22 protein-coding genes and 2 pseudogenes are annotated in these 20,971 nt (G+C 62.6%); 8 read left to right on the top strand and 16 right to left on the bottom strand.

Annotated features, from left to right (window positions below):
• Nucleotides 1–52: 52 nt before the first annotated feature.
• A complete protein-coding gene (locus HU750_RS23480; protein ID WP_186682714.1) occupies nucleotides 53–1,243 on the top strand; it encodes an MFS transporter in 1,191 nt (396 codons plus the stop codon).
• Here the strand turns inward: HU750_RS23480 and HU750_RS23485 are convergent.
• Nucleotides 1,190–1,633: pseudogene (locus tag HU750_RS23485) on the bottom strand (helix-turn-helix domain-containing protein). The gene HU750_RS23480 and the pseudogene HU750_RS23485 sit on opposite strands and share 54 nt — an antisense overlap.
• A gap of 93 nt (nucleotides 1,634–1,726) precedes the next feature.
• Between HU750_RS23485 and HU750_RS23490 the strand changes: the two are divergent.
• Nucleotides 1,727–2,200 carry a DUF2938 domain-containing protein gene (locus tag HU750_RS23490; RefSeq protein WP_420876184.1) on the top strand — a complete coding sequence of 158 codons (474 nt, stop codon included), beginning with the start codon at nucleotides 1,727–1,729 and terminating at the stop codon, nucleotides 2,198–2,200.
• Between the two features lie 15 nt (nucleotides 2,201–2,215).
• Here the strand turns inward: HU750_RS23490 and HU750_RS23495 are convergent, their stop codons facing one another.
• Both HU750_RS23495 and HU750_RS23500 read right to left on the bottom strand, forming a co-directional pair.
• On the bottom strand, nucleotides 2,216–2,395 hold the full coding sequence (locus tag HU750_RS23495) for a hypothetical protein (RefSeq protein ID WP_085272538.1): 180 nt from the start codon (nucleotides 2,393–2,395) through the stop codon (nucleotides 2,216–2,218).
• Between the two features lie 30 nt (nucleotides 2,396–2,425).
• A complete protein-coding gene (locus HU750_RS23500; protein ID WP_085272539.1) occupies nucleotides 2,426–2,620 on the bottom strand; it encodes a hypothetical protein in 195 nt (64 codons plus the stop codon).
• Between the two features lie 411 nt (nucleotides 2,621–3,031).
• Here HU750_RS23500 and HU750_RS23505 point away from each other — a divergent pair, with 411 nt between their 5' ends.
• Together HU750_RS23505 and HU750_RS23510 are read left to right on the top strand one after the other, a co-directional pair.
• On the top strand, nucleotides 3,032–3,304 hold the full coding sequence (locus HU750_RS23505; protein ID WP_027592939.1) for a hypothetical protein: 273 nt from the start codon (nucleotides 3,032–3,034) through the stop codon (nucleotides 3,302–3,304).
• 156 nt (nucleotides 3,305–3,460) lie between these two features.
• Nucleotides 3,461–4,360: an EamA family transporter gene (locus HU750_RS23510; RefSeq protein WP_202883857.1), complete on the top strand. Its 900-nt coding sequence runs from the start codon at nucleotides 3,461–3,463 to the stop codon at nucleotides 4,358–4,360.
• Between the two features lie 61 nt (nucleotides 4,361–4,421).
• Here HU750_RS23510 and HU750_RS23515 read toward each other — a convergent pair whose 3' ends face one another.
• A complete protein-coding gene (locus tag HU750_RS23515) occupies nucleotides 4,422–5,189 on the bottom strand; it encodes a substrate-binding periplasmic protein (protein ID WP_085272540.1) in 768 nt (255 codons plus the stop codon).
• Nucleotides 5,190–5,312: 123 nt separating this feature from the next.
• Here HU750_RS23515 and dnaX point away from each other — a divergent pair, with 123 nt between their 5' ends.
• From dnaX to recR, 3 genes are all read left to right on the top strand, one after another.
• On the top strand, nucleotides 5,313–7,388 hold the full coding sequence (dnaX, locus tag HU750_RS23520) for a DNA polymerase III subunit gamma/tau (RefSeq protein WP_186682709.1): 2,076 nt from the start codon (nucleotides 5,313–5,315) through the stop codon (nucleotides 7,386–7,388).
• A gap of 64 nt (nucleotides 7,389–7,452) precedes the next feature.
• Nucleotides 7,453–7,788, top strand: coding sequence for a YbaB/EbfC family nucleoid-associated protein (locus HU750_RS23525; protein ID WP_008093501.1), 336 nt, complete (start codon nucleotides 7,453–7,455; stop codon nucleotides 7,786–7,788).
• 88 nt (nucleotides 7,789–7,876) lie between these two features.
• Nucleotides 7,877–8,479, top strand: a complete 603-nt coding sequence (recR, locus tag HU750_RS23530; RefSeq protein WP_027592934.1) for a recombination mediator RecR — start codon at nucleotides 7,877–7,879, stop codon at nucleotides 8,477–8,479.
• Nucleotides 8,480–8,622: 143 nt separating this feature from the next.
• Here the strand turns inward: recR and HU750_RS23535 are convergent, their stop codons facing one another.
• The 12 genes from HU750_RS23535 to ccoN all read right to left on the bottom strand — a co-directional run bounded on the left by HU750_RS23535 (nucleotide 8,623) and on the right by ccoN (nucleotide 20,714).
• Nucleotides 8,623–9,171: an adenine phosphoribosyltransferase gene (locus HU750_RS23535; protein WP_099454871.1), complete on the bottom strand. Its 549-nt coding sequence runs from the start codon at nucleotides 9,169–9,171 to the stop codon at nucleotides 8,623–8,625.
• A 53-nt stretch (nucleotides 9,172–9,224) separates the two neighbouring features.
• Nucleotides 9,225–9,959 carry a Crp/Fnr family transcriptional regulator FnrA gene (gene fnrA / locus HU750_RS23540; protein WP_099454870.1) on the bottom strand — a complete coding sequence of 245 codons (735 nt, stop codon included), beginning with the start codon at nucleotides 9,957–9,959 and terminating at the stop codon, nucleotides 9,225–9,227.
• A gap of 186 nt (nucleotides 9,960–10,145) precedes the next feature.
• The gene (hemN, locus tag HU750_RS23545; protein ID WP_186682711.1) at nucleotides 10,146–11,528 is read right to left on the bottom strand and encodes an oxygen-independent coproporphyrinogen III oxidase; all 1,383 of its coding nucleotides are present in this window, start codon (nucleotides 11,526–11,528) and stop codon (nucleotides 10,146–10,148) included.
• A gap of 204 nt (nucleotides 11,529–11,732) precedes the next feature.
• Nucleotides 11,733–12,416 carry a sulfite exporter TauE/SafE family protein gene (locus tag HU750_RS23550; RefSeq protein WP_099428696.1) on the bottom strand — a complete coding sequence of 228 codons (684 nt, stop codon included), beginning with the start codon at nucleotides 12,414–12,416 and terminating at the stop codon, nucleotides 11,733–11,735.
• Entirely contained in the window at nucleotides 12,409–12,624 is a 216-nt protein-coding gene (gene ccoS, locus HU750_RS23555) for a cbb3-type cytochrome oxidase assembly protein CcoS (RefSeq protein ID WP_027592930.1), read from the bottom strand. Before ccoS ends, HU750_RS23550 begins: the two co-directional genes overlap by 8 nt.
• 13 nt (nucleotides 12,625–12,637) lie before the next feature.
• Nucleotides 12,638–15,082 carry a heavy metal translocating P-type ATPase gene (locus HU750_RS23560; protein ID WP_186682713.1) on the bottom strand — a complete coding sequence of 815 codons (2,445 nt, stop codon included), beginning with the start codon at nucleotides 15,080–15,082 and terminating at the stop codon, nucleotides 12,638–12,640.
• Nucleotides 15,083–15,225: 143 nt separating this feature from the next.
• Complete coding sequence (locus tag HU750_RS23565; RefSeq protein WP_027592928.1) at nucleotides 15,226–15,753, bottom strand: FixH family protein; 528 nt, start codon at nucleotides 15,751–15,753, stop codon at nucleotides 15,226–15,228.
• A 15-nt stretch (nucleotides 15,754–15,768) separates the two neighbouring features.
• Nucleotides 15,769–17,184 carry a cytochrome c oxidase accessory protein CcoG gene (gene ccoG, locus HU750_RS23570; protein WP_027592927.1) on the bottom strand — a complete coding sequence of 472 codons (1,416 nt, stop codon included), beginning with the start codon at nucleotides 17,182–17,184 and terminating at the stop codon, nucleotides 15,769–15,771.
• Between the two features lie 299 nt (nucleotides 17,185–17,483).
• Nucleotides 17,484–18,464, bottom strand: coding sequence for a cytochrome-c oxidase, cbb3-type subunit III (gene ccoP, locus HU750_RS23575; RefSeq protein WP_027592926.1), 981 nt, complete (start codon nucleotides 18,462–18,464; stop codon nucleotides 17,484–17,486).
• Nucleotides 18,461–18,658 carry a CcoQ/FixQ family Cbb3-type cytochrome c oxidase assembly chaperone gene (locus HU750_RS23580; RefSeq protein WP_033699345.1) on the bottom strand — a complete coding sequence of 66 codons (198 nt, stop codon included), beginning with the start codon at nucleotides 18,656–18,658 and terminating at the stop codon, nucleotides 18,461–18,463. The genes ccoP and HU750_RS23580 overlap by 4 nt, the downstream gene beginning before the upstream one ends.
• 5 nt (nucleotides 18,659–18,663) lie before the next feature.
• Nucleotides 18,664–19,272 carry a cytochrome-c oxidase, cbb3-type subunit II gene (ccoO, locus tag HU750_RS23585; protein WP_003254286.1) on the bottom strand — a complete coding sequence of 203 codons (609 nt, stop codon included), beginning with the start codon at nucleotides 19,270–19,272 and terminating at the stop codon, nucleotides 18,664–18,666.
• Complete coding sequence (gene ccoN / locus HU750_RS23590; RefSeq protein WP_027592924.1) at nucleotides 19,272–20,714, bottom strand: cytochrome-c oxidase, cbb3-type subunit I; 1,443 nt, start codon at nucleotides 20,712–20,714, stop codon at nucleotides 19,272–19,274. The genes ccoO and ccoN overlap by 1 nt, the downstream gene beginning before the upstream one ends.
• A 140-nt stretch (nucleotides 20,715–20,854) precedes the next feature.
• On the opposite strand from ccoN, the pseudogene HU750_RS23595 reads away from it, so the two are divergent.
• A pseudogene (locus HU750_RS23595) lies at nucleotides 20,855–20,971 on the top strand (cytochrome C oxidase Cbb3); the annotation flags it as partial.

Genomic DNA, 20,971 nt, shown 5'->3' on the forward strand with positions numbered 1-20,971 from the left:
TGCCGTGCCGTGCCGTGATAGAAAGCAGTACCTTTCAGCAAGGACTGCTTACATGAAGTCGTCTGTACCCCTGCCACGGTTTCAGCACTTTACTGTGTTCTGCATCGCCTGTTTCCTACTGTCCATCAGCTATGGCACGACGTTTCTGCTCTCTATGCTGGTGCAGGCGTTGGGCGGCACTGCGAGCGATGCAGGGCGGGTATTTGCAGTCGCGATGCTCAGTACGCTGCTGTCTGTGGTGGGCTCGGGGCATCTGTTGCAGCGCGTTGGTGCTGCTCGCGCTATCGCTGTCGGGGCGTTCTGCCTGGTCGTGGCGTCAGTGGGTTTTGCCGTGGTGCCCGGCCTGGGCGGCGCGTTGTTGGCGTGTGGCTTGATGCTTGGGGTTGGTTGGGGGCTCTTCTACACGGTAGGGCCGATCATGGTTGCTCAAATGGTCGAGCCATCACGCCGCACGCACTGTTTTGCATTGCTCTCCGGCAGCATGTTGACTGGCATAGGTGCCGGGCCATTACTGGGTAAGTTCGCGGCCTTCGTGGCGCTGCCTACCCAACTCGCTTTTTGGGTGGCGGCGTGTGCTGCAGGTTTGGCGGGGTTGTACTTTACTTGGCTTGGTTCGACTTCGCTGGGGCAACGACCGGCTGAGAAGGTGCAGATCGGTTTGGTGTCCGCGCTCAACGTGATGCGTTCACGTTCGGGCTTGTCGATTTTGATGGTAGGGCTGGGTGGGGCGATTTTCGGCACGATGGGCAGTTTCCAGACCCGCTATGCCGACCGCCTCGGGCTTGATTACTCGATCTTCTTCATTGGCTTCATGGGCGCTGCGATCGCCTGCAGGCTCTTGCTGGCCGGCTGGGTTGTGAAGCAACCGCCGCTGGCAACTTCGTGGGTTTTAACCTTGATCATGGCCACTGCTGTAGTGGGCTTTGATCAATGGGTGCACAGCGCCGAACGCTATCTGGCGATGGCCATGCTGTTGGGCGTGGGTTATGGCTTGAACTACTCGGTAATCAACGGGCTGGCTGCCAACGAGGCGCCGGCAGGCCTTACCGCGCAAGCACTGCTGCTGTTCAGCCTGTCGTATTTCATCGGTGTGTTCGGGTTCCCCTTCGTAGCCAGTCAATTGATCACGCAGCTAGGCATCAGCGCGATGATGTTGAGCATTGAGGGCGTTGCGCTTTTGGTTGTAGGGCTAAGTACGGCGAGGTGGCTGGCTTCGCGGTTTTCCAGGCCCGCCCTGGTGTAGGTGCTTTTCCCCCAACACCCCGGCGGCTGAAAGCTTCATCAAGCGCTGAAATTTCGGACAGGCCAGGTGATCGTCCTCCGGGCACTGCGCTGCATGCCGCAGCCCCTTGCTCATTGCTTGCAAGCGCTTGACCCGTGCATCGATTTCGTCCGCTTTAGCTATCAGCATTTACCGATCGACCTGCAGGTCCACCAGCATCGCGCCCACTTCATCCAGGGAAAAGCCTGCAGCCTGGCCTAGGGCAATCAGTGCCAGCCGGTCTGCCACGTCGGCAGCAAACTGCCGCCGCTGGCCGCGGCCGGCGAGGGACTTGAGCAAGCCTTTCTTTTCGTAATAGCGCAGCGTTGATGCGGGTACGCCTGTGCGCTTGGCGACATCGGCAATGTCCATTCTAGGCCTTGACTTGAAGTTGACTTCAACTTCTATGCTGCGCGGCATGTTGCTGAACGTCAATCTTAGAGGGCTGAATCGATGACGCTTGCCATGCTAAAAGCCGCTTTGCTGATCGGGGTTGGGGCCACCGTGATCATGGACCTGTGGGGGATGTTGCTGCGGCGCTTGGGTATCCCTACCTTGAATTTCGCCATGGTGGGGCGCTGGGCGGGCCATGTGATGAAGGGGCGGGTGCGCCACGACGCTATCGCCAAGGCCGAACCGGTTGCGAACGAACTGGCCTTGGGGTGGGTTATCCACTACGTGATCGGTGTGCTGTTTGCCGTGATGCTGGTGGGGATGGTCGGGGAGGGCTGGCTGAGTGCCCCGACGCTTTGGCCTGCGCTGGTTTGGGGTATGGCGACGGTGGTGGCGCCGCTGTGCTTCATGCAGCCGGTGATGGGGGCGGGGCTCTTTGCCTCGCGGACGCCGACACCTGGGCGTAACTGCCTGAAGAGTCTGGTGACCCATACGGTGTTTGGGGTTGGGATGTTCTTGAGTGCCGGTTTGATTGCGTCAGGTTGAAGACAGCGCTCGGGATTACAGCAGTCTCAAGATCAAGAGGCCGGCGAGAAGTAACGCCAAAGCAAAGCCCGCACCTAGGCTGAACGGCAAAAGCGCTGACCAAGGAGAAAAGGCTCTTGCCTTGCGCATTTCTTCGGCCAGGGCCTCAACTTCGCGATGGGATTGTTCAACCCTATCTTGAGTGGAACGGGGCATGATCTTTCCTCTTGCCATAAACGAGCGTGCTTAGAGTTTAACCAGCAGGGCCATGATACCCGCAATGGCAGTCAGTATGACCGAGCCGGTTGCGAAGGGGTGCCAGAACGCCTCTTGTCTAAGCTTGCGCTCTTCAGCCATGAATTTGAGTGCTTCTGCAGCTAGCTTGCGATTCTCGATCTGTAGTCTGTCGAGTTCGAGATTGTCTCGATCATCTTGGAGCATCGGGAGGTGTCTTTTTGAGGGGTGGCGAAAATTATGCGCCATCAGGCGAGAGGTCGGAATCGCTCTATACACCAGATTTCGTAGTCCAATTGCCAACAAGGAAGGATCCTACTCTCGTATAGGCGGTTTCCTGCTGCATTTGTAAGGCTTGCAGAAATATCCTACGCATCCCGTCGACTCCCGTCTGATTGTCCTTGGAAACCCCACCCAATAGGCTTTTGCGGTCGCTGTCGGTTCAGCGATCGGGTGTGGAAACCTGAGTTGTGCGGGACATCTGTCAGTTATGGCAGCTGTAGCGGGAGGTATTCGTACCTACCGGGTTTACCGTACGCCTGGATTTCCACCCCGCTTACAGCTGCCACCCTAATGTGTGGAAACGGAAGGAGGCAGCCTAATCAGTACGGATATGTAATGAAAAAAATCGTCCCCGACCCACCCCATACCTTCGACCTTCCCCCCGGTAAATCCCTTTCCCGCGCCATCAGCGAAGGCGTCGTGCCAATAGAGTTCGCGCTGATGAATGTCTCCCACTACCTAATGTTCGCCTACAGCGACAGCCGTCGAGCACTTGAGCGCATCCAAGACGAAGAAACGCGACAGCTACTGGAGCATGGCCTGCGCGCCATGCAAATCGCCTGGGGCCAGGCTGATGCCGTGACATTGGCTGTCGAACGCCAGAAGTAGCGGGGTCTGCCCACAGTCAGCGGGCTGCTTTAAACAGCGATGTTTAATGCAGGCGAAATTTCTCAGAGCAGCCCCACGTGTCGGTAGGACGCCTCCTGCATCCAGGCGCAATCAATGTCATTACAGTAATGCATGCCGCAACAAGGGAGAGCAGGCATGAAAATGAGCAAGCGGGATTTGGTCGCCGGTGTTCTGGTGACAGTCCTATGGGGCTGTAACTTCTCTGTCATCGAACTAGGCTTGAGAAGCCTGGATCCTTACCTTCTGACGCTGTTGCGTTTCGTGTTCTGCGCTATGCCTCTGGTGTTCTTCGTCAAGCGCCCGGCAGGCATTTCATATGGGGTGCTGGCCCTATACGGTGTGATGTTCGGCGCCGGCTTGTGGTGGGTGGTCAACTTCGCAATGTTCCAAGGCTTGTCCCCCGGCATGTCTTCGGTGTTTCTGCAGTTCAGTGCCTTTTTCACTATCCTCCTCAGCAGCCTCCTTCTGGGCGAGCGAGTCAGTGGAATCCATCTGTGCGGCATGGCCTCAGCCGCCTGCGGTCTGATAATGATCTTGGCATTAGGCGGTGAGTCGTCGACGGTTACCGGTGTTCTACTTGTACTTATCGCTGCCCTGGCCTGGTCGCTGTGCAACCTGGTGGTCAAGCTCAAACGCCCGGCCGACATGGTCGCGTTCATTATCTGGTCGAGCCTTTTTTCGGTCCCGGCGATATTCGTTTTGACAGTCGCAGCCAATGGCTGGGCCTCATTCGCAGTGCTTGCCGGTGGTATAGCGTGGGAAGCCTTGTTCTCTGTGCTGTTCCAGAGCTACATCACAACCATCCTGGGCTACCTGGTATGGAACAACTTGATGAAGAAATACCCGGCTGCCCAGGTCGCACCGCTCTCGCTGCTCGTGCCTATATCGGGGCTGGTTGCTTCCTACCTGTTTTTTGGCGAGCAGATGAGCATTGCCAAAGCGATTGCGATTGGCTTCGTCTTGCTGGGCATCTTGATCTTCGTCAACGCCCACAACCTGCAGCGGATCATGAGGGGCAGAGGCTTGACGGAATAGCGCAGTGCACGCCCTCTTCGCAGCACACGCCTGCTCCCCAAATTGTGTGCAACGTCTCTATTTAGGGCGTCCGCGCTGCGGCATTCCCAGCATACCCCGCACCCCCATACCGCTGACTGATCCGCTCGATCTCCCCGGACTGCTTCATGCGCACCAGTGCCCTGAGCACCCCTTGCGTCGGTACCCCAGGGTCAGTGCGCACCATGCATCCCAAGTCCTGCTCTTCCAGCACTGCCAGCGTTTGCAGCTGTTGCCCCGCCGGCAAGCCTTGGTTGAACCACTGCAACGACAATTCGTTGCTCACCGCATGCAGATACCGCCCCGCGTGCAGCTTCTGCAGGGCCAGCAGCTGGCTGCGGCTGTCTTCGCGGTGCAATCGGCCCTGTTCGAACAAGGGTTGCAAGGTGCCGTAGGCATAACCCAGCACAGTGCCGATGGCTTGCGGCGCCAGTTGCTCTGGGCGGGTAGGGTTGCTTGCATCAGCGCCGCCAACCAATACGTCGCGCTGGTGGATCACGGGGATGCTCCAGACAAAATTGCCCGGCCGATCCTGAAACCATTGGGTGCTGACATAGCAGCGCACGTCGATATCGCCGCTTTCCATGGCCTCCTGCAGGCGCAGGCGTGCCAGTACGTGATACTCCGGGCGTACACCCACTTCCCGGGCAATGGCCTGCATCAGGTCGAACAGCAAACCTTCCACCGGCTGATCGCCTTCGACACGCATCAGCGGCATGCTCCAGCTCTCGGCGACGGAAAAACGCAGCACGGGTGGGTCGGCCAGGCTGTGGGTGGTCCACAGCAATAGCAGGGGCAACAGTCTTCGCAAGGCACATCCTCCCTGGATAGCGCGCCAGTTTCATAGCTTAGACCAGTCGCGCAGGGTGCAATTTCGGCCCCGCTCCGCTAGCATTAGCGATCTTCCGCTCGATCAGGCTACGATGGTTTTTCGATGAGTTATCAGGTTCTTGCACGAAAATGGCGTCCGCGCTCGTTCCGCGAAATGGTCGGCCAGGCCCATGTGCTCAAGGCCTTGATCAATGCCTTGGACAACCAGCGCTTGCACCATGCCTACCTGTTTACCGGCACCCGCGGTGTGGGCAAGACTACCATCGCCCGCATTATCGCCAAATGCCTGAACTGCGAAACCGGCATCACCTCGACGCCCTGCGGCACCTGTTCAGTGTGCCGGGAGATCGACGAGGGCCGTTTCGTCGACCTGATCGAGATCGACGCCGCCAGCCGCACCAAGGTCGAAGACACCCGCGAGCTGCTGGATAACGTGCAATATGCCCCGAGCCGTGGGCGCTTCAAGGTCTATTTGATCGACGAAGTGCACATGCTCTCGACCCACTCGTTCAACGCCTTGCTCAAGACGCTGGAAGAGCCGCCGCCCTACGTCAAGTTCATCCTCGCCACCACCGACCCGCAGAAGCTGCCAGCGACCATCCTGTCGCGTTGCCTGCAGTTCTCGCTGAAGAACATGAGCCCGGAGCGGGTAGTCGAGCACCTTAGCCATGTGCTGACCGCCGAAAACGTGCCGTTCGAGCCAGATGCCCTATGGCTGCTGGGCCGCGCCGCCGACGGTTCGATGCGCGATGCCATGAGCTTGACTGACCAGGCCATCGCGTTTGGTGAAGGCAAGGTGCTGGCGGCCGATGTGCGGGCCATGCTCGGTAGCCTCGACCATGGCCAGGTCTATGGCGTGCTGCAGGCGCTGCTAGAAGGCGATGCCCGCGCGCTGCTGGAGGCGGTGCGCAACCTTGCCGAGCAAGGGCCGGACTGGAGCGGCGTGCTGGCCGAAATGCTCAACGTGCTGCACCGTGTCGCCATTGCCCAGGCTCTGCCGGAGGCGGTGGACAACGGCCAGGGCGACCGCGACCGCGTGTTGGCGCTGGCCTCGGCATTGCCGGCCGAGGACGTGCAATTCTATTACCAGATGGGCCTGATTGGCCGCCGCGACCTGCCCTTGGCGCCAGACCCGCGGGGTGGCTTCGAGATGGTCCTGTTGCGCATGCTGGCGTTCCGCCCGGCCGACACCGATGACGCGCCGAAACCGGTGCTAAAGCCGGTGGGGATCAGCCAAGCCACAGCTGATCCTGCAACACCGGTGGCAACTGCGGGAGTGGCCCATCAGCCAGCCGCAGCGCCCGTGGCGCCGGTTGTCGCGCAAGCGGTGGAGGTGCCGACCCCTGTAGCACTCGCTGTAGAGCCGACGCCTGCCGTTACCCAGCCAGCGCCAGTTGAACCTGCTGCGCCGGCACCCGCACCTGTCGAGGACGTCATCGACCTGCCCTGGGAAGAGCCTGTAGCGCCCCCCGTGCCGGTTGCCGCCTCGCCGGTGCCTGTGGCTGAGCCAACACCTGAGCCAACACCCGCGCCCCAGCCAGCCATGGCCGAGCCGCAGCGCGAGCAGCCGGCCTACGACGAGCCGCCGTTCGACCCGTCGGCCTATGCGGCAGCGGGCATGGACCGCGACGACGAACCGCCAGCGGACGAAGATTACTACGTAGGTGACAGCGACCCCGTCGGCTTCAGTTACCTCGATGAACTGGCCGAGCACGTTCAGGAAGAGCAGCGCAAGCCTGCTGCCGAACCGCTGCCGGCCGCCCAGCCGGCTACGGGCCTGGCCCTGCAATGGCTGGAATTATTCCCACAGTTGCCTGTCTCCGGTATGACAGGCAACATCGCCGCAAACTGTACGCTGATTGCCGCCGACGGCGACGACTGGCTGCTGCACCTGGACCCAGGCCAGGGCGCACTGTTCAACGCCACCCAGCAGCGGCGCTTGAACGACGCGCTCAATCAGCACCTGGGGCGCACCCTGAACCTGCGTATCGAGCTGATACGCCCTGAGCAGGAAACGCCGGCCCAGGCCGCCTCGCGCAAGCGTGCCGAGCGCCAGCAGGACGCCGTGGTGTCGATCGAGCAGGACCCGTTGATCCAGCAGATGATCAAGCAGTTCGGTGCCAAGGTGCGACAGGATACTATTGAGCCTGTAGAGGCCCTGGCCAATCAGGGCCAGTAACGGATAACCATGCGGCTGGCCCGGTGCCGGGCCGCATCACATGACCCAATCGAGGTATACCCCCATGATGAAAGGTGGCATGGCCGGCCTGATGAAGCAGGCCCAGCAGATGCAGGAAAAAATGGCCAAGATGCAAGAAGAACTGGCCAACGCCGAAGTGACCGGCCAATCCGGTGGCGGCCTGGTGAGCGTGGTGATGACTGGTCGTCACGACGTTAAGCGCGTCAGCATCGACCAAAGCCTGATGTCGACCGATGAAGACGACAAGGAAGTGCTTGAAGACCTGATCGCTGCTGCACTGAACGATGCGGTCCGTAAGGTCGAGCAGAGCAGCCAGGAAAAAATGGGCGGCATGACCGCTGGCATGCAGTTGCCGCCAGGCTTCAAAATGCCGTTCTGATACACCTTTTGCGTCAAATGGGGAGCAACGGCCTTGGGGCCGTTGCTCCCTTGTTCATTCTGTTCCCCCGACTTGCAGGCCTGCCTACATGAGCTTCAGCCCCCTGATCCGCCAACTGATCGATGCCTTGCGCACCCTGCCGGGTGTGGGCCAGAAAACCGCCCAGCGCATGGCCCTGCAACTGCTTGAGCGTGACCGCAGCGGCGGCCTGCGGTTGGCTCAGGCGTTGACCCAGGCCATGGAAGGGGTTGGCCATTGCCGTCAGTGCCGCACCCTGACCGAGCAAGAACTCTGCCCGCAGTGCGCCGACCCGCGCCGTGACGACACGCAGTTGTGTGTGGTCGAAGGGCCGGTGGATGTGTATGCGGTGGAGCAGACTGGTTACCGCGGCCGCTATTTCGTGCTCAAGGGGCATCTGTCGCCGCTCGATGGCCTGGGGCCTGAGGCGATCGGCGTGCCGCAGCTGATGGCGCGAATCGAGGAGCAGGGCACCTTTACCGAGGTGATCCTGGCGACCAACCCGACGGTGGAAGGGGAGGCGACGGCGCATTACATCGCGCAGTTGCTGAACGAGAAAGGCCTGGTGGCGTCGCGCATTGCCCATGGTGTGCCGCTGGGTGGCGAGCTGGAGCTGGTGGATGGCGGGACATTGGCGCATGCCTTTGCGGGGCGCAGGCCGATTTCGCTGTGATTCGAAATAGTGGGGCCGCTGTGCGGCCCATTCGCGGGACAAGCCCGCTCCCACAGGTACTGCGGTACCTCAAAGGCCTTCACAAGACCTGTGGGAGCGGGCTTGTCCCACGAATGGGTGGCAACGCCGCCCCTGAATACGACTCAGTATTCGTTCAGCGAAAACTCGGTCAGGCAGAAGGTCGGCACACCCGCAGCCTGCAGCCGGCGCGAACCCTCCAGCTCCGGCAGGTCAATGATCGCTGCCGCTTCAAATACCTGAGCCCCGGTACGGCGCACCAGGTTGGCTGCCGCCAGCAGGGTGCCGCCAGTGGCAATCAGGTCATCGAAAATCAACACCGAGTCGCCTTCGCACAAGCTGTCGGCATGCACTTCGAGGAAGGCCTCGCCGTACTCGGTCTGATAACCCTCGCTCAGCACGTCAGCCGGCAGCTTGCCCTGTTTGCGGAACAGGATCAGCGGCTTGTTCAGCTGGTGGGCGATGATTGAGCCGATCAGGAAGCCGCGCGCGTCCATGGCGCCGATGTGGCTGAACTCAGCCTCGACATAACGCTCGATGAACTGGTCGGCGACATAGCGCAGCCCGCGTGGGGATTGGAACAGCGGGGTGATGTCGCGAAAGATCACACCCGGTTTGGGGAAGTCCACTACCGGGCGGATCAGGGCTTTGAGGTCGAAGGCTTCGCTATGCATTGTTGCGGGTATCCTGGAAAAACGATGGCGCCAGTATACCCGTTAACAAAGGCTCAGGCCTCCATTGCACCGCCGGCCAGCGCGCACAACTGAATCGGGTCGAGGATATGCACTTCCTTGCCTTCGGCGCGAATCAGGCCGTTTTGCTGGAAGCGGGTGAAGACCCGCGACACGGTTTCCACCGCCAGGCCCAGGTAATTGCCGATTTCGTTGCGCGACATGCTCAGGCGGAACTGGTTAGCCGAGTAGCCACGTGCGCGGAAGCGTGCGGACAGGTTGACCAGGAAGGTGGCAATGCGTTCGTCGGCGGTTTTCTTCGACAGCAGCAGCATCATTTGCTGGTCGTCGCGGATCTCGCGGCTCATCACACGCATCAGCTGACGACGCAACTGCGGCAATTGCACCGAGAGTTCGTCGAGGCGTTCGAAGGGGATTTCGCACACCGACGTGGTCTCTTGGGCCTGGGCCGACACCGGGTAGGCTTCGGTGTCCATGCCGGACAGGCCGACCAGTTCGCTGGGCAGGTGGAAGCCGGTGATCTGCTCTTCGCCGCTGTCGCTGAGGCTGAAGGTTTTGAGGGCGCCGGAACGTACTGCGTAGACCGAGCCGAAATTGTCACCCTGGCGGAACAGGAACTCGCCTTTCTTCAGCGGCCGTCCACGTTTGACGATTTCATCCAGTGCTTCCATGTCTTCCAGGTTCAGCGAAAGAGGCAGGCACAGGGGGGCCAGGCTGCAATCCTTGCAATGGGCCTGGGTATGTGGGCGCAGTTTAACTGGCTCGGACATTTTCAATCGATCCTTGTGGGAAAGCACACATAAGACGTAAGGGTAACTCACGGCGTAGGTTGTAGGCCAGCGTGCGCTATTGTGGAGCGTGCTGGCGAAGCCGCGGCGGGTGCGCGCCGAGGCCTTTCGTGTACCCATAGTGTGCCGCACAAGCCCACTTGTCCATGCGGTTGAACGTCTCGCTTTTCAGATGACCCGTGAGAAGCGCTGGCGGTTTTGCATCGCCAGGTAGGCGTCGAACACCATGCACACCGAGCGCGCCAACAGGCGGCCGGCGGGCAGGATGCGGATGCCCTTGTCGTCCAGGCTGATCAGGCCATCACGCTGCAAGGTCAGCAGTTCTGGCCAAAGGTCATTGAAGTAACCGCGAAAATCGATGGTGAAGGCCTGTTCGATCGGCTCGTAGTCCAGTTCGAAATGGCAGATCAACTGCTGGATCACTGCCCGGCGCAGGCGATCGTCGTGGTTGCACAGCAGGCCGCGCTGGGTGGCCAGTTGGGCGTTGGAGAGGCTGTCCTGGTAGGTGTTGAGGTCGCTGCTGTTCTGGCAATAGAGGTCGCCGATCTGGCTGATGGCAGACACCCCCAGGCCGATCAGGTCGCAATGGCCATGGGTGGTGTAGCCCTGGAAGTTGCGTTGCAGGGTGCCTTCTTCCTGGGCCATGGCCAGCTCATCGTCGGGCAGGGCGAAGTGGTCCATGCCGATGTAGCGGTAACCGGCAGCGGTCAGCTGGTCGATGGTGGCATGCAGCATCTCGAGCTTGGCTGACGGGCTCGGCAGGTCATTGTTGTCGATGCGTCGCTGAGGCATGAAACGCTCGGGCAGGTGGGCGTAGTTGAACACCGACAGGCGGTCGGGTTGCAGGCGGATCACCTCTTCGACGGTGCGGGCAAAGCCTTCCGGGGTCTGTTTGGGCAGGCCGTAGATCAAGTCCAGGTTGATCGAGCGGAACTGCAAGGTACGCGCCGCCTCGATCAGGGTGCGGGTCTGCTCCAGGCTCTGCAGGCGGTTGACCGCCCGCTGCACGGCCGGGTCCAGGTCCTGCACGCCCAGGCTGACACGGTTGAAGCCCAGCTCGCGGAGCAGGCCCATGGTCGACCAGTCGGCTTCGCGTGGGTCGATTTCGATGCCGTAGTCGCCGGAATCATCGTCCAGCAGGTTGAAATGCTGGCGCAGGGTGGCCATCAGCTGGCGCAATTCCACGGGGCTGAGGAAGGTGGGCGTGCCGCCGCCGAAGTGCAGTTGCTCGACCCGTTGCTTGGGGTCCAGGTGGCAGGCGATCAGCTGGATTTCCTGCTCCAGGCGTTGCAGGTAGGGCGCAGCGCGGCCACGGTCCTTGGTGATGACTTTGTTGCAGGCGCAGTAGTAGCAGATGTTGGCGCAAAACGGCACGTGCACGTACAGCGACAACGGGCGCACCGCCCGGCGGCTCTCGCGCAGCGCGTGGAGCAGGTCGAACGAGCCCACTTCGCTGTGCAGTTGCACGGCGGTCGGGTAGGAGGTGTAGCGTGGTCCGGCCAGGTCGTAGCGGCGGATCAGGTCGGTGTCCCAACGTAGGTCGTCGAGCATGTGGGCGGTCCCCGGATAGAGCGAGCAGTGTCCGGAGTCTATGGCCGTCTGTAGGAATCTGTGTTGATTTGTATCAAGAGCCTTTAGGGCCGCTGAGCGGCCCATCGCCGGCAAGCCAGCTCCCACAGGTGCCTCACTGCCTCAAGGCTTGTGCTGTAGCAGTGGGCGCTGGCTTGCCGGCGATGGGCTGCACAGCAGCCCGCTTCAGTGCCCCATCAACCAATGCTGGTGTGGCCCAGGCAGCGTCCACAGGCCAAACAGGATGACCAGCAAGCCACCCGCCATGCGCACGCTGCGCCGTCGCAACAGGCTGCTGACCCGCTCCGCCGCCAAGCCCGTGGCGAGCAATACCGGCCAGGTGCCCAGCCCGAAGGCTAGCATCAACGCGGCGCTGTACCCCGCATTCCCCTGGCTCGCAGCCCACAGCAACGTGCTGTACACCAGCCCGCACGGCAACCAGCCCCACAAGGCCCCCAGCAACAGGGCGCGCGGCAGGCTCGACACCGGCAGCAAGCGCGAGGCGACTGGCTGGATATGCCGCCACAGCCCTCGGCCCAGGGCCTCGATACGGGTCAACCCGCTCCACCAGCCGGCCAGGTATAGCCCCATGGCAATCAACAGCAACGCGGCTACCACCCGCAGCGCCAGGGCGGCCGGGCTGCTGGCCACGGCCCAGCCAGCCAGGCCCACCAGCAGGCCGGCGCAGGCATAGCTGAGAATGCGCCCGATGTTGTACGCCAACAGCAGCTGCAAGCGTCGACCGCGCTGCTCGGGCGGGATGGCCAGGGTCAGCGCGCCCATCAGGCCGCCGCACATGCCCAGGCAGTGGCCGCCACCGAGCAGGCCAAGGATCAGCGCCGAGCCGAGCAGGGGCAGCAGGTCAGGCACGAGGTGGGGGTTCCTTGTCGTCTTCGGCCAAGCTGTCGTCCGGCTTGACCGCAGCCTGGTGGCGCGGGTCCTGGTCGTCGAACAGGATGCTGTGGGCAGGGCCTTCGAGGTCGTCGTACTGGCCGCTGTCCACTGCCCAGAAGAAGATGTACACGGCGACGCCGACAAGCAGCAGGGCGGCCGGGATCATGACATAGAGGGCTGGCATGGGCGGCTCCTGATCAGGCGGTGGCGGGTTGCGGGTGGCTGCTGGAGGCCGCCACGCCTGGCAGCCGGGTCAGGCGCAGGGCGTTGAGGACCACGATCAGCGAGCTCACCGACATGCCGATGGCCGCCCACACGGGGGTGATCCAGCCGAGCGCGGCAAACGGCAACATGAGGCCATTATACAGGGTCGCCCACAGCAGGTTCTCGAGGATGTTGCGGCGCGTGCGGCGGGCCAGGTCGAAGGCCTGTACCAGCGCCTGCAGGCGGTTGGACAGCAGCACCGCATCGGCGCTGGTCTTGGCCAGGTCAGTGGCGCTGCCCATGGCGATGCTGATGTCGGCGGCAGCCAGCACCGGCACGTCGTTGACCCCATCACCCAGCATCAGCACCTTGCGGCCAGCGGCTTGCAGCGCCTTGAGCCGGTCCAGCTTGTCGTCCGGGCGCAGGCCGCCGATGGCCTGGTCGATGCCCAGTTGCGCCGCCACTTCGGCGACCATCGGCGAGCTGTCACCCGACAGCAGCAGCGTCCGCCAGCCCCGCGCCTTGCAGGCGGCGAGCAGGGCCGGGGCATCATCGCGCAGGCGGTCATCGAGGCCGAACCAGGCCAGCGGCCCTTGGCGATCACCCAGCAGCAGCCATTGGCCGCGTGGCTCGGGCACGCCGGGGATTTCTGCGCCACTCAGGGCGCACACGAACGTGGCCTGGCCGATACGCAGGCGTTGGCCGTCAACCAGCCCCTCCAGGCCCAGGCCTGGCACGGTCTGCACGTCGTCGGCGGGCGCGGCGGTGCGGCCGAAAGCGCGTGCGATGGGGTGTTCGGAGCGGTTTTCCAGGGCGGCGGCCAGGGCCAGGCAACGGTCGGCGGCCAGGTCGGCCAGCGGGCGAATGCTGCGCAGGGTCAGGCGGCCTTCGGTGAGCGTGCCGGTCTTGTCGAAGATGACCGTGTCGATCTGGTTGAGGCCTTCGAGCACATGGCCGCGGGTCACCAGCAGGCCGAGTTTGTGCAGGGTGCCGGTGGCGGCGGTAAGGGCCGTGGGCGTGGCCAGGGACAAGGCGCAAGGGCAGGTCGCCACCAGCATGGCCAGCACGATCCAGAAGGCGCGGTCCGGGGCCAGGTGCCACCACCACAGGCCGATGGCTACGGCGGCTATCAAGGTAAACAGCAAGAACCACTGCGAAGCGCGGTCGGCGATCTCGGCCAGGCGCGGCTTTTCGGTCTGCGCGCGTTCCAGCAGGCGGACGATGGCCGACAGCCGCGAGTCGTGGCCGAGGGCTTCGACTTCCACGTTCAGGGTGCTCTCGACGTTCAGGGTGCCACCGGTGACCCGATCGCCGACGCGACGCGGCTGCGGCAGGTATTCGCCGGTCAGCAGTGACTCGTCGACGCTGGAGCGGCCTTCGACGATGCGCCCATCGGCGGGGATTACCGCGCCGGGCAGGACTTGCACCGTGTCGCCGCGCTGCAGTTCGCTGAGCAGGATGCGCTCGGCACGGCCGATAACGTCCAGGCGCAGGCACGAGGCGGGCAGCAGGTTGACCAGTTGCGCGGTGGCCGCCGCGGTGCGCTCGCGGGCACGTCGCTCAAGGTAGCGACCGGTCAGCAGGAACAGGGCAAACATGCCGACGGTATCGAAATACAGCTCGCCGCTGCCGCTGATCGCGGTCCAGATCCCGGCGCCGAACGCCAGGGCGATGGCCAGCGATACCGAGACGTCCATGGTCAGGTGACGGGTGCGCAGGTCGCGCGCTGCGCCTTTGAAGAATGGCGCGCAGCTGTAGAACACGATCGGGATGGTCAGAAACAGCGCGACCCAGCGCAGGATGGTGTGCAGCTCGGGCGACAGGTCGATGTTGAATTCGGGCCAGGTGGCCATGGTTGCCATCATCGCCTGGAACCACAGCAGCCCGGCGACACCCAGGCGCCGTAAGGCGCTGCGGTTCTCCCGGGCCAGCTGTTCGGCGGCCTGGTCGGGTTGGTAGGGGTGGGCGGCGTAGCCGATCTGGCGCAGCTCGGCGAGCAGGCGCGAGAGGGGCAGCTGGTGGTCGTCCCAGGCCAGCAGCAGGCGGTGATTGGACAGGTTCAGGCGTGCTTCGGTGACCCCGGGCAGGTTGCGCAGGTGCTTTTCGATCAGCCAGCCGCAGGCGGCGCAACTGATGCCCTCGACCAGCAAGGTGGCTTCGGCCAGTTCGCCGGCGTGGCGGACGAAGGTTTGTTGCACGTCGCTGCGGTCGTAGAGCGCCAGTTCATCCTGCAGTTGCCTGGGCAAGGCTTCGGGGTTGGCGCTGGTGTCACTGCGGTGTTGGTAATAGTGCTCCAGGCCCCCGGCGACGATGGACTCGGCCACTGCCTGGCAGCCTGGGCAGCAGAACTGCCGTGGCTCGCCGAGGACCACGGCGGTGAAGCGGTTGCCGGCGGGGACGGGCAGGGCGCAGTGGTAGCAGGGGGTGGGTTGGGTCATAAGGCGAGCACGCATTGACTGTCAGGGACGGGTCCTGTGGGAGCGGGCTTGCCCCGCGAATGGGCCGGCATGGGCGACATCATAAGCAGGCTTGGCCCTTTCGCGGGGCAAGCCCGCTCCCACAGGTAGAGAAAGTGTCGCGATTACTTGTGTTCTGCGCCTAGCAACGCTTCATCGCCCAGCTGCAGAGTCACACCATGCTCCACCTTCTCTTCCTCGAACAACCGCCACACCTGCCCTTGCTGGCTGCCCAGCAACTCGACGAAGCGCCGCCCTTCGACCTTGTCGTCCAGTTGCCCGACATAGCGCCCAGCCTCGGCACGGGTTAGCGCCACCTTGCGGTCCTTGTTCGGCTGGGTGGGCGAGATCAGGTTCAGTTCCAGCGTTTGCGGGTCGCTGTCGCCCGTCAGGCGCAGGTCGACTTCGCCGGTCAGCTCATCCAAATGCACGCTGGCCTTGAGGTTCAAGGTCTGGGCCAGCAGCTCACGGTCCAGCGAGCGGTTGATGCCTTTGCCGGCCTCGTAGTAGTTGTCGTTGACCAGGTTGTCCGGGTTGCGCACGGCAATGCTGACCATGGTCAGGCTCAGGCACACCGAGGTGGTGAGGATGCCGATGATGATCCAGGGCCAGAGGTGCTTGTACCAAGGGCTGGCGGCGGTGGCGGCAGGCATTGTCGATAATCTCTCTCAGCGGATCTGTGGGCCGATGAAGCGGCTCTTGGCTTCAACCTGGGCGTCGCTGTCATCGGCGCTCTTGAGGATGAAGGTGATTTCGTTGGTGGTCGATGGTAGTTTCTCGGGCGCTATCGACAGCTGCACGGGCAGGCTGACGATGTCACCGGCCGCCACGCGGATCTCGCGCTGGCCTTCGAGCTTGAGGTCCGGCAGGCCGGCGGCATCGAGCACGTAGACGTGGTCGCGTTGGTCTTTGTTCATGACCTTGAGGCTGTAGACGTTCTCGATCCGGCCCTGGGCGTTTTCGCGGTACAGCACGCGGTCTTTGCTGACGTCGAAGCCGACCAGCGAGCGGGTGGCGAAGGCGGTGGCCAGGGCGCCGATCATGACCAGCAGCACCAGCGCATAGCCGATCAGCCGAGGGCGCAGCATGTGGGTTTTCTGCCCCGACAAGTTGTGCTCGGTGGTGTAGCTGATCAGCCCTTTGGGGTAGTTCATCTTGTCCATGATGGTGTCGCAGGCGTCGATGCACGCGGCGCAGCCGATACACTCGATCTGCAGGCCGTCGCGGATGTCGATGCCGGTGGGGCAGACCTGCACGCACATGGTGCAGTCGATGCAGTCGCCCAGGCCTTGGGCCTTGTAGTCGATGTCTTTTTTACGCGGGCCACGGGTTTCGCCACGGCGCGGGTCGTAGGACACGATCAGCGTGTCCTTGTCGAACATCACGCTCTGGAAGCGTGCATAGGGGCACATGTACACGCACACCTGCTCGCGCAGCCAACCGGCGTTGCCATAGGTGGCGAGGGTGAAGAAACCGACCCAGAAGTAGGCCCAGCCATCGGCTTGGCCGGTGAAGAATTCGATGGCCAGCTCACGGATCGGCGAGAAGTAACCGACAAAGGTCATGCCGGTGACGAAACCGATCAGCAGCCACAGGCTGTGCTTGGCGAATTTGCGCAGGAACTTGTTGCCGCTCATGGGGGCGCGGTCGAGCTTCATGCGCTGGTTGCGGTCACCCTCGGTGACTTTTTCGCACCACATGAAAATCCACGTCCACACGCTTTGCGGGCAGGTATAGCCGCACCACACCCGGCCGGCATACACGGTGACGAAGAACAGGCCAAACGCGGCGACGATGAGGATGCCTGACAGGAGGATGAAGTCCTGGGGCCAGATGGTGGCGCCGAAGATGTAGAACTTGCGCTCGGGCAGGTTCCACCAGACGGCCTGGTGACCGCCCCAGTTCAGCCACACGGTGCCGAAGTAGAGCAGGAACAGTACTGCACCGCCGACCATGCGCAGGCGGCGGAACACGCCTGTGAAGGCGCGGGTGTAGATTTTCTCGCGGGAGGCGTAGAGGTCGACGGAATCCTTCCCTTTGTTGGCAGGCGGGGTGACGTCATGTACCGGAATTTGCTTGCTCATCATCAAGTCCCACGGCAGTGGAGAAATGCCGCGGCCAGTGCATGCCGGCCGCAGTCTCGCGCAATCTGCTAGCGCTCTGCGACCCATGATACGCCTGTGATGGCACCCAGGGGTTGCACTGCGACCTTTAGTCGCGTTGGGTTCGTGGTATGAATCGTGATATGGCGGGTGTCAATTGATCCAGGTCAGCTTGTGCTGGATTCTTCGCGGGTAAACCCGCTCCCACAGGGACCCCGCTGCCCTCAGGCTCGGCGAGATACCTGTGGGAGCGGGTTTACCCGCGAAGAGGCCGGACCTGCTTACTCAGCCTTTTGAGGCTCCTGCTCCTGATGCGACAGGCTGTACACATAAGCTGCCAGCAGGTGCACCTTGTCATTGCCCTGCAGCTGCTCCTGCGCCGGCATCTGCCCCTGGCGACCGTAACGAATGGTCTGCTGAAGTTGGGCAAAGCTCGAGCCGTAGATGAACGCCTGCGGATGGGTCAGGTTTGGCGCACCCATGGCCGGCGTACCCTTGCCCTCTGGCCCGTGGCAGGCCACGCAGTTGGCGGCGAAGATCTTCTGCCCGTTTTCGGCATCGGCCTTGGCGCCTTCCGGCAGGGTGCGGCCATCGAGCTTGCTGACCACAAAGGCTGCCACATCGGCAACGCCTTGCTCGCCGATCACCTCGGACCAGGCCGGCATCACGCCGTGGCGACCGCCCATGATGGTGGTCTTGATGGTTTCCGGCTCACCGCCCCAACGCCAGTCGTTGTCGGTCAGGTTAGGAAAGCCGTAGGCGCCCTTGGCGTCGGAGCCGTGGCACACCGAGCAGTTGGAAGCGAACAGCCGTGCGCCCATTTTCAGGGCCTGCGGGTCTTTGGCGACTTCCTCGATGGGCATCGCCGCGAACTTGGCGAAGATCGGCCCGAAGCGGGCATCGGCCTTGGCCATTTCCTTTTCCCACTCGTGCACGCCGGTCCAGCCCGGCTGGCCGTTGGCGAACTCGGTCTGCTTGTCGGTGTCCAGGTACGAATAGCCTGGCAGCATACCTTTCCAGTTACCCAGGCCTGGGTACAGCACCAGGTAGCCGAGGGCGAAGATGATGGTGCCGACGAACAGCCAGAACCACCATTTGGGCAGCGGGTTGTCATATTCCTCGATGCCATCGAAGGCATGCCCGACGGTCTCGTCGGTGACCTCTTCGCGCTGGCCCTTGCGGGTGGACAGCAGCAGCCAGGTCAGTGAGAAGATGGTGCCCAGGGTCAGGACGGTGACGTACAGACTCCAGAAGGTTGTCATTGTTTTTTGCTCCCAGAAGCTTTTGCTTGCGCTTGCTCGACGTGCCGGGTGGCTTCGGGGTCATCCGCGAAGGGCAACCGGGTCGCCTCGTCGAACTCCTGCTTGCGCCGTGGGTTGAACACCCACAGCGCCAGGCCTACGAAGGCCACCATCACCACGACGGTGCCCAGGCCGCGAATCATCCCGATATCCATCAGCGTCACCGTTTGCTTTTGATGATGGTGCCAAGACCCTGCAGGTACGCGACGATGGCGTCCATCTCGGTCTTGCCCTTGACCGCGTCCCGCGCGCCGGCGATGTCGGCGTCGGTGTACGGCGTGCCGAGGGTCCGCAGGACTTCCATCTTCTTCGCGGTGTCCTTGCCGTCGAGTTTGTTCTCGACCAGCCACGGGTAGGACGGCATCTTCGATTCGGGCACCACGTTGCGCGGGTTGTACAGGTGCGCACGGTGCCAGTCATCGGAGTAGCGGCCGCCCACGCGGGCCAGGTCCGGGCCGGTGCGTTTGGAGCCCCACAGGAAGGGGTGGTCCCACACGCTTTCACCGGCCACCGAGTAGTGGCCGTAGCGCTCGGTCTCGGCGCGGAACGGGCGGATCATCTGCGAGTGGCAGCCCACGCAGCCTTCGCGGATGTAGATGTCGCGGCCTTCAAGCTCCAGCGCGGTGCGCGGCTTCATGCCTTCAACGGGTTTGTTGGTGACGTCCTGGAAAAACAGCGGGACGATCTGGGTCAGGCCACCGACGCTGACGGCGATGACCATGAAGAAGGCCAGCAGGCCTATGTTCTTCTCGACGGCTTCATGCTTCATCAGTGCGCTCCCACGACGACGATCTTGGCGGCTTCATCTGCTTCAACCGGGTTGGCCGCGCGTACGGTGCGGAACACGTTGTAGGCCATCAGCAACATGCCCGAGGCGAAGAATGCACCGCCCAGTGCGCGGACGATGTAGCCCGGGTGGCTGGCCTGCAAGGCTTCGACGAAGGAGTAGGTGAGCGTGCCGTCATCGTTGATGGCGCGCCACATCAGGCCCTGGGTGATGCCGTTGACCCACATCGAGGCGATGTACAGCACGGTGCCGATGGTCGCCAGCCAGAAGTGCGCGTTGATCAAGCCGACGCTGTGCATCTGCGCCCGGCCATACAGCTTGGGAATCATGTGATAAACCGCGCCGATCGAGATCATCGCTACCCAACCAAGGGCACCGGCGTGGACATGGCCGATGGTCCAGTCGGTGTAGTGCGACAGCGAGTTCACGGTCTTGATGGCCATCATCGGGCCTTCGAAGGTGGACATGCCGTAGAACGCCAGCGATACCACGAGGAAGCGCAGGATCGGGTCGGTGCGCAATTTATGCCAGGCACCGGACAAGGTCATCATGCCGTTGATCATGCCCCCCCAGCTTGGCGCCAGCAGGATGATCGACATCACCATGCCCAGCGACTGTGCCCAGTCGGGCAGGGCGGTGTAGTGCAGGTGGTGCGGGCCGGCCCAGATGTACAGGGTGATCAGCGCCCAGAAGTGCACGATCGACAGGCGATACGAGTAGATCGGCCGCTCGGCCTGCTTGGGCACGAAGTAGTACATCATCCCCAGGAAGCCGGTGGTGAGGAAGAAGCCCACGGCGTTGTGGCCGTACCACCACTGGATCATGGCGTCAGTGGCGCCGGAGTAGGCCGAGTACGACTTGAACAGGCTGACCGGCAGCGAGATGTGGTTGACGATGTGCAGCATCGCGGTGACCACGATGAACGCGCCGTAGAACCAGTTGCCGACGTAGATGTGCTTGGTCTTGCGCTTGACGATGGTGCCGAAGAACACCAGCCCGTAGGTCACCCAGACAATGGCCAGCAGGATCGCCAGCGGCCATTCCAGCTCGGCGTATTCCTTGGTGGTGGTGTAGCCCATCGGCAGGGTGATCAGTGCGCCGACGATCACCGCTTGCCAACCCCAGAAGGTGAAGGCCGCCATGCTGTCGGAGATCAGCCGGGTCTGGCAGGTGCGCTGCACCACGTAGTAGCTGGTGCCGAACAACGCACAGCCGCCGAAGGCGAAGATCACCAGGTTGGTGTGCAACGGGCGCAGGCGGCCGAAGCTGGTCCAGGGCAAGTCCAGGTTCAGTTGCGGCCATACCAGTTGCGAGGCGATGAAAACGCCGAGGCCCATGCCAAGGATCCCCCAGACCACCGTCATGATGGCGAACTGGCGGACGACCTTATAGTTATAAGCAGTCGGACTGATTGCTGTGCTCATTCTAAGGTTCCACGGTTTTGATGTTCTTGTTGGTCGAAAAATCGGCGCCAGTATCGATAACCCCTCGGGTTACCGCAACGCAACTTTGGTACGCCGACCCGTGTCCAAGCCCGTCCACCTGTGTCCAGCGGTGTTGGGTTCGAACGATTGGCGAGCAGGGCGTGGCCGATGTGGCGGCGTTCGTGCTGACCAACCTGGATGGCCGCAGCTTGCCGGAAGGGGTCAAGGCCGACCCGGCCAAGGGCAAGGAAATCTTC

The sequence above is a fragment of the Pseudomonas sp. SWRI50 genome (genome assembly GCF_014269095.1).
Lineage (GTDB): Bacteria > Pseudomonadota > Gammaproteobacteria > Pseudomonadales > Pseudomonadaceae > Aquipseudomonas > Aquipseudomonas kermanshahensis.

Bases quoted from the DNA above. Each gene is read 5' to 3' on its own strand.
- HU750_RS23535 (WP_099454871.1), bottom strand. From the start codon at position 9,171: ATGCATAGCGAAGCCTTCGACCTCAAAGCCCTGATCCGCCCGGTAGTG.
- HU750_RS23505 (WP_027592939.1), top strand. From the start codon at position 3,032: ATGAAAAAAATCGTCCCCGACCCACCCCATACCTTCGACCTTCCCCCC.
- HU750_RS23525 (WP_008093501.1), top strand. From the start codon at position 7,453: ATGATGAAAGGTGGCATGGCCGGCCTGATGAAGCAGGCCCAGCAGATG.
- ccoP (WP_027592926.1), bottom strand. From the start codon at position 18,464: ATGACAACCTTCTGGAGTCTGTACGTCACCGTCCTGACCCTGGGCACC.
- HU750_RS23495 (WP_085272538.1), bottom strand. From the start codon at position 2,395: ATGCCCCGTTCCACTCAAGATAGGGTTGAACAATCCCATCGCGAAGTT.
- HU750_RS23490 (WP_420876184.1), top strand. From the start codon at position 1,727: ATGCTAAAAGCCGCTTTGCTGATCGGGGTTGGGGCCACCGTGATCATG.
- HU750_RS23580 (WP_033699345.1), bottom strand. From the start codon at position 18,658: ATGGATATCGGGATGATTCGCGGCCTGGGCACCGTCGTGGTGATGGTG.
- HU750_RS23560 (WP_186682713.1), bottom strand. From the start codon at position 15,082: ATGACCCAACCCACCCCCTGCTACCACTGCGCCCTGCCCGTCCCCGCC.
- HU750_RS23510 (WP_202883857.1), top strand. From the start codon at position 3,461: ATGAAAATGAGCAAGCGGGATTTGGTCGCCGGTGTTCTGGTGACAGTC.
- hemN (WP_186682711.1), bottom strand. From the start codon at position 11,528: ATGCTCGACGACCTACGTTGGGACACCGACCTGATCCGCCGCTACGAC.
- dnaX (WP_186682709.1), top strand. From the start codon at position 5,313: ATGAGTTATCAGGTTCTTGCACGAAAATGGCGTCCGCGCTCGTTCCGC.
- fnrA (WP_099454870.1), bottom strand. From the start codon at position 9,959: ATGTCCGAGCCAGTTAAACTGCGCCCACATACCCAGGCCCATTGCAAG.
- ccoO (WP_003254286.1), bottom strand. From the start codon at position 19,272: ATGAAGCATGAAGCCGTCGAGAAGAACATAGGCCTGCTGGCCTTCTTC.
- ccoS (WP_027592930.1), bottom strand. From the start codon at position 12,624: ATGCCAGCCCTCTATGTCATGATCCCGGCCGCCCTGCTGCTTGTCGGC.
- ccoN (WP_027592924.1), bottom strand. From the start codon at position 20,714: ATGAGCACAGCAATCAGTCCGACTGCTTATAACTATAAGGTCGTCCGC.
- HU750_RS23565 (WP_027592928.1), bottom strand. From the start codon at position 15,753: ATGCCTGCCGCCACCGCCGCCAGCCCTTGGTACAAGCACCTCTGGCCC.
- HU750_RS23500 (WP_085272539.1), bottom strand. From the start codon at position 2,620: ATGCTCCAAGATGATCGAGACAATCTCGAACTCGACAGACTACAGATC.
- recR (WP_027592934.1), top strand. From the start codon at position 7,877: ATGAGCTTCAGCCCCCTGATCCGCCAACTGATCGATGCCTTGCGCACC.
- ccoG (WP_027592927.1), bottom strand. From the start codon at position 17,184: ATGAGCAAGCAAATTCCGGTACATGACGTCACCCCGCCTGCCAACAAA.
- HU750_RS23480 (WP_186682714.1), top strand. From the start codon at position 53: ATGAAGTCGTCTGTACCCCTGCCACGGTTTCAGCACTTTACTGTGTTC.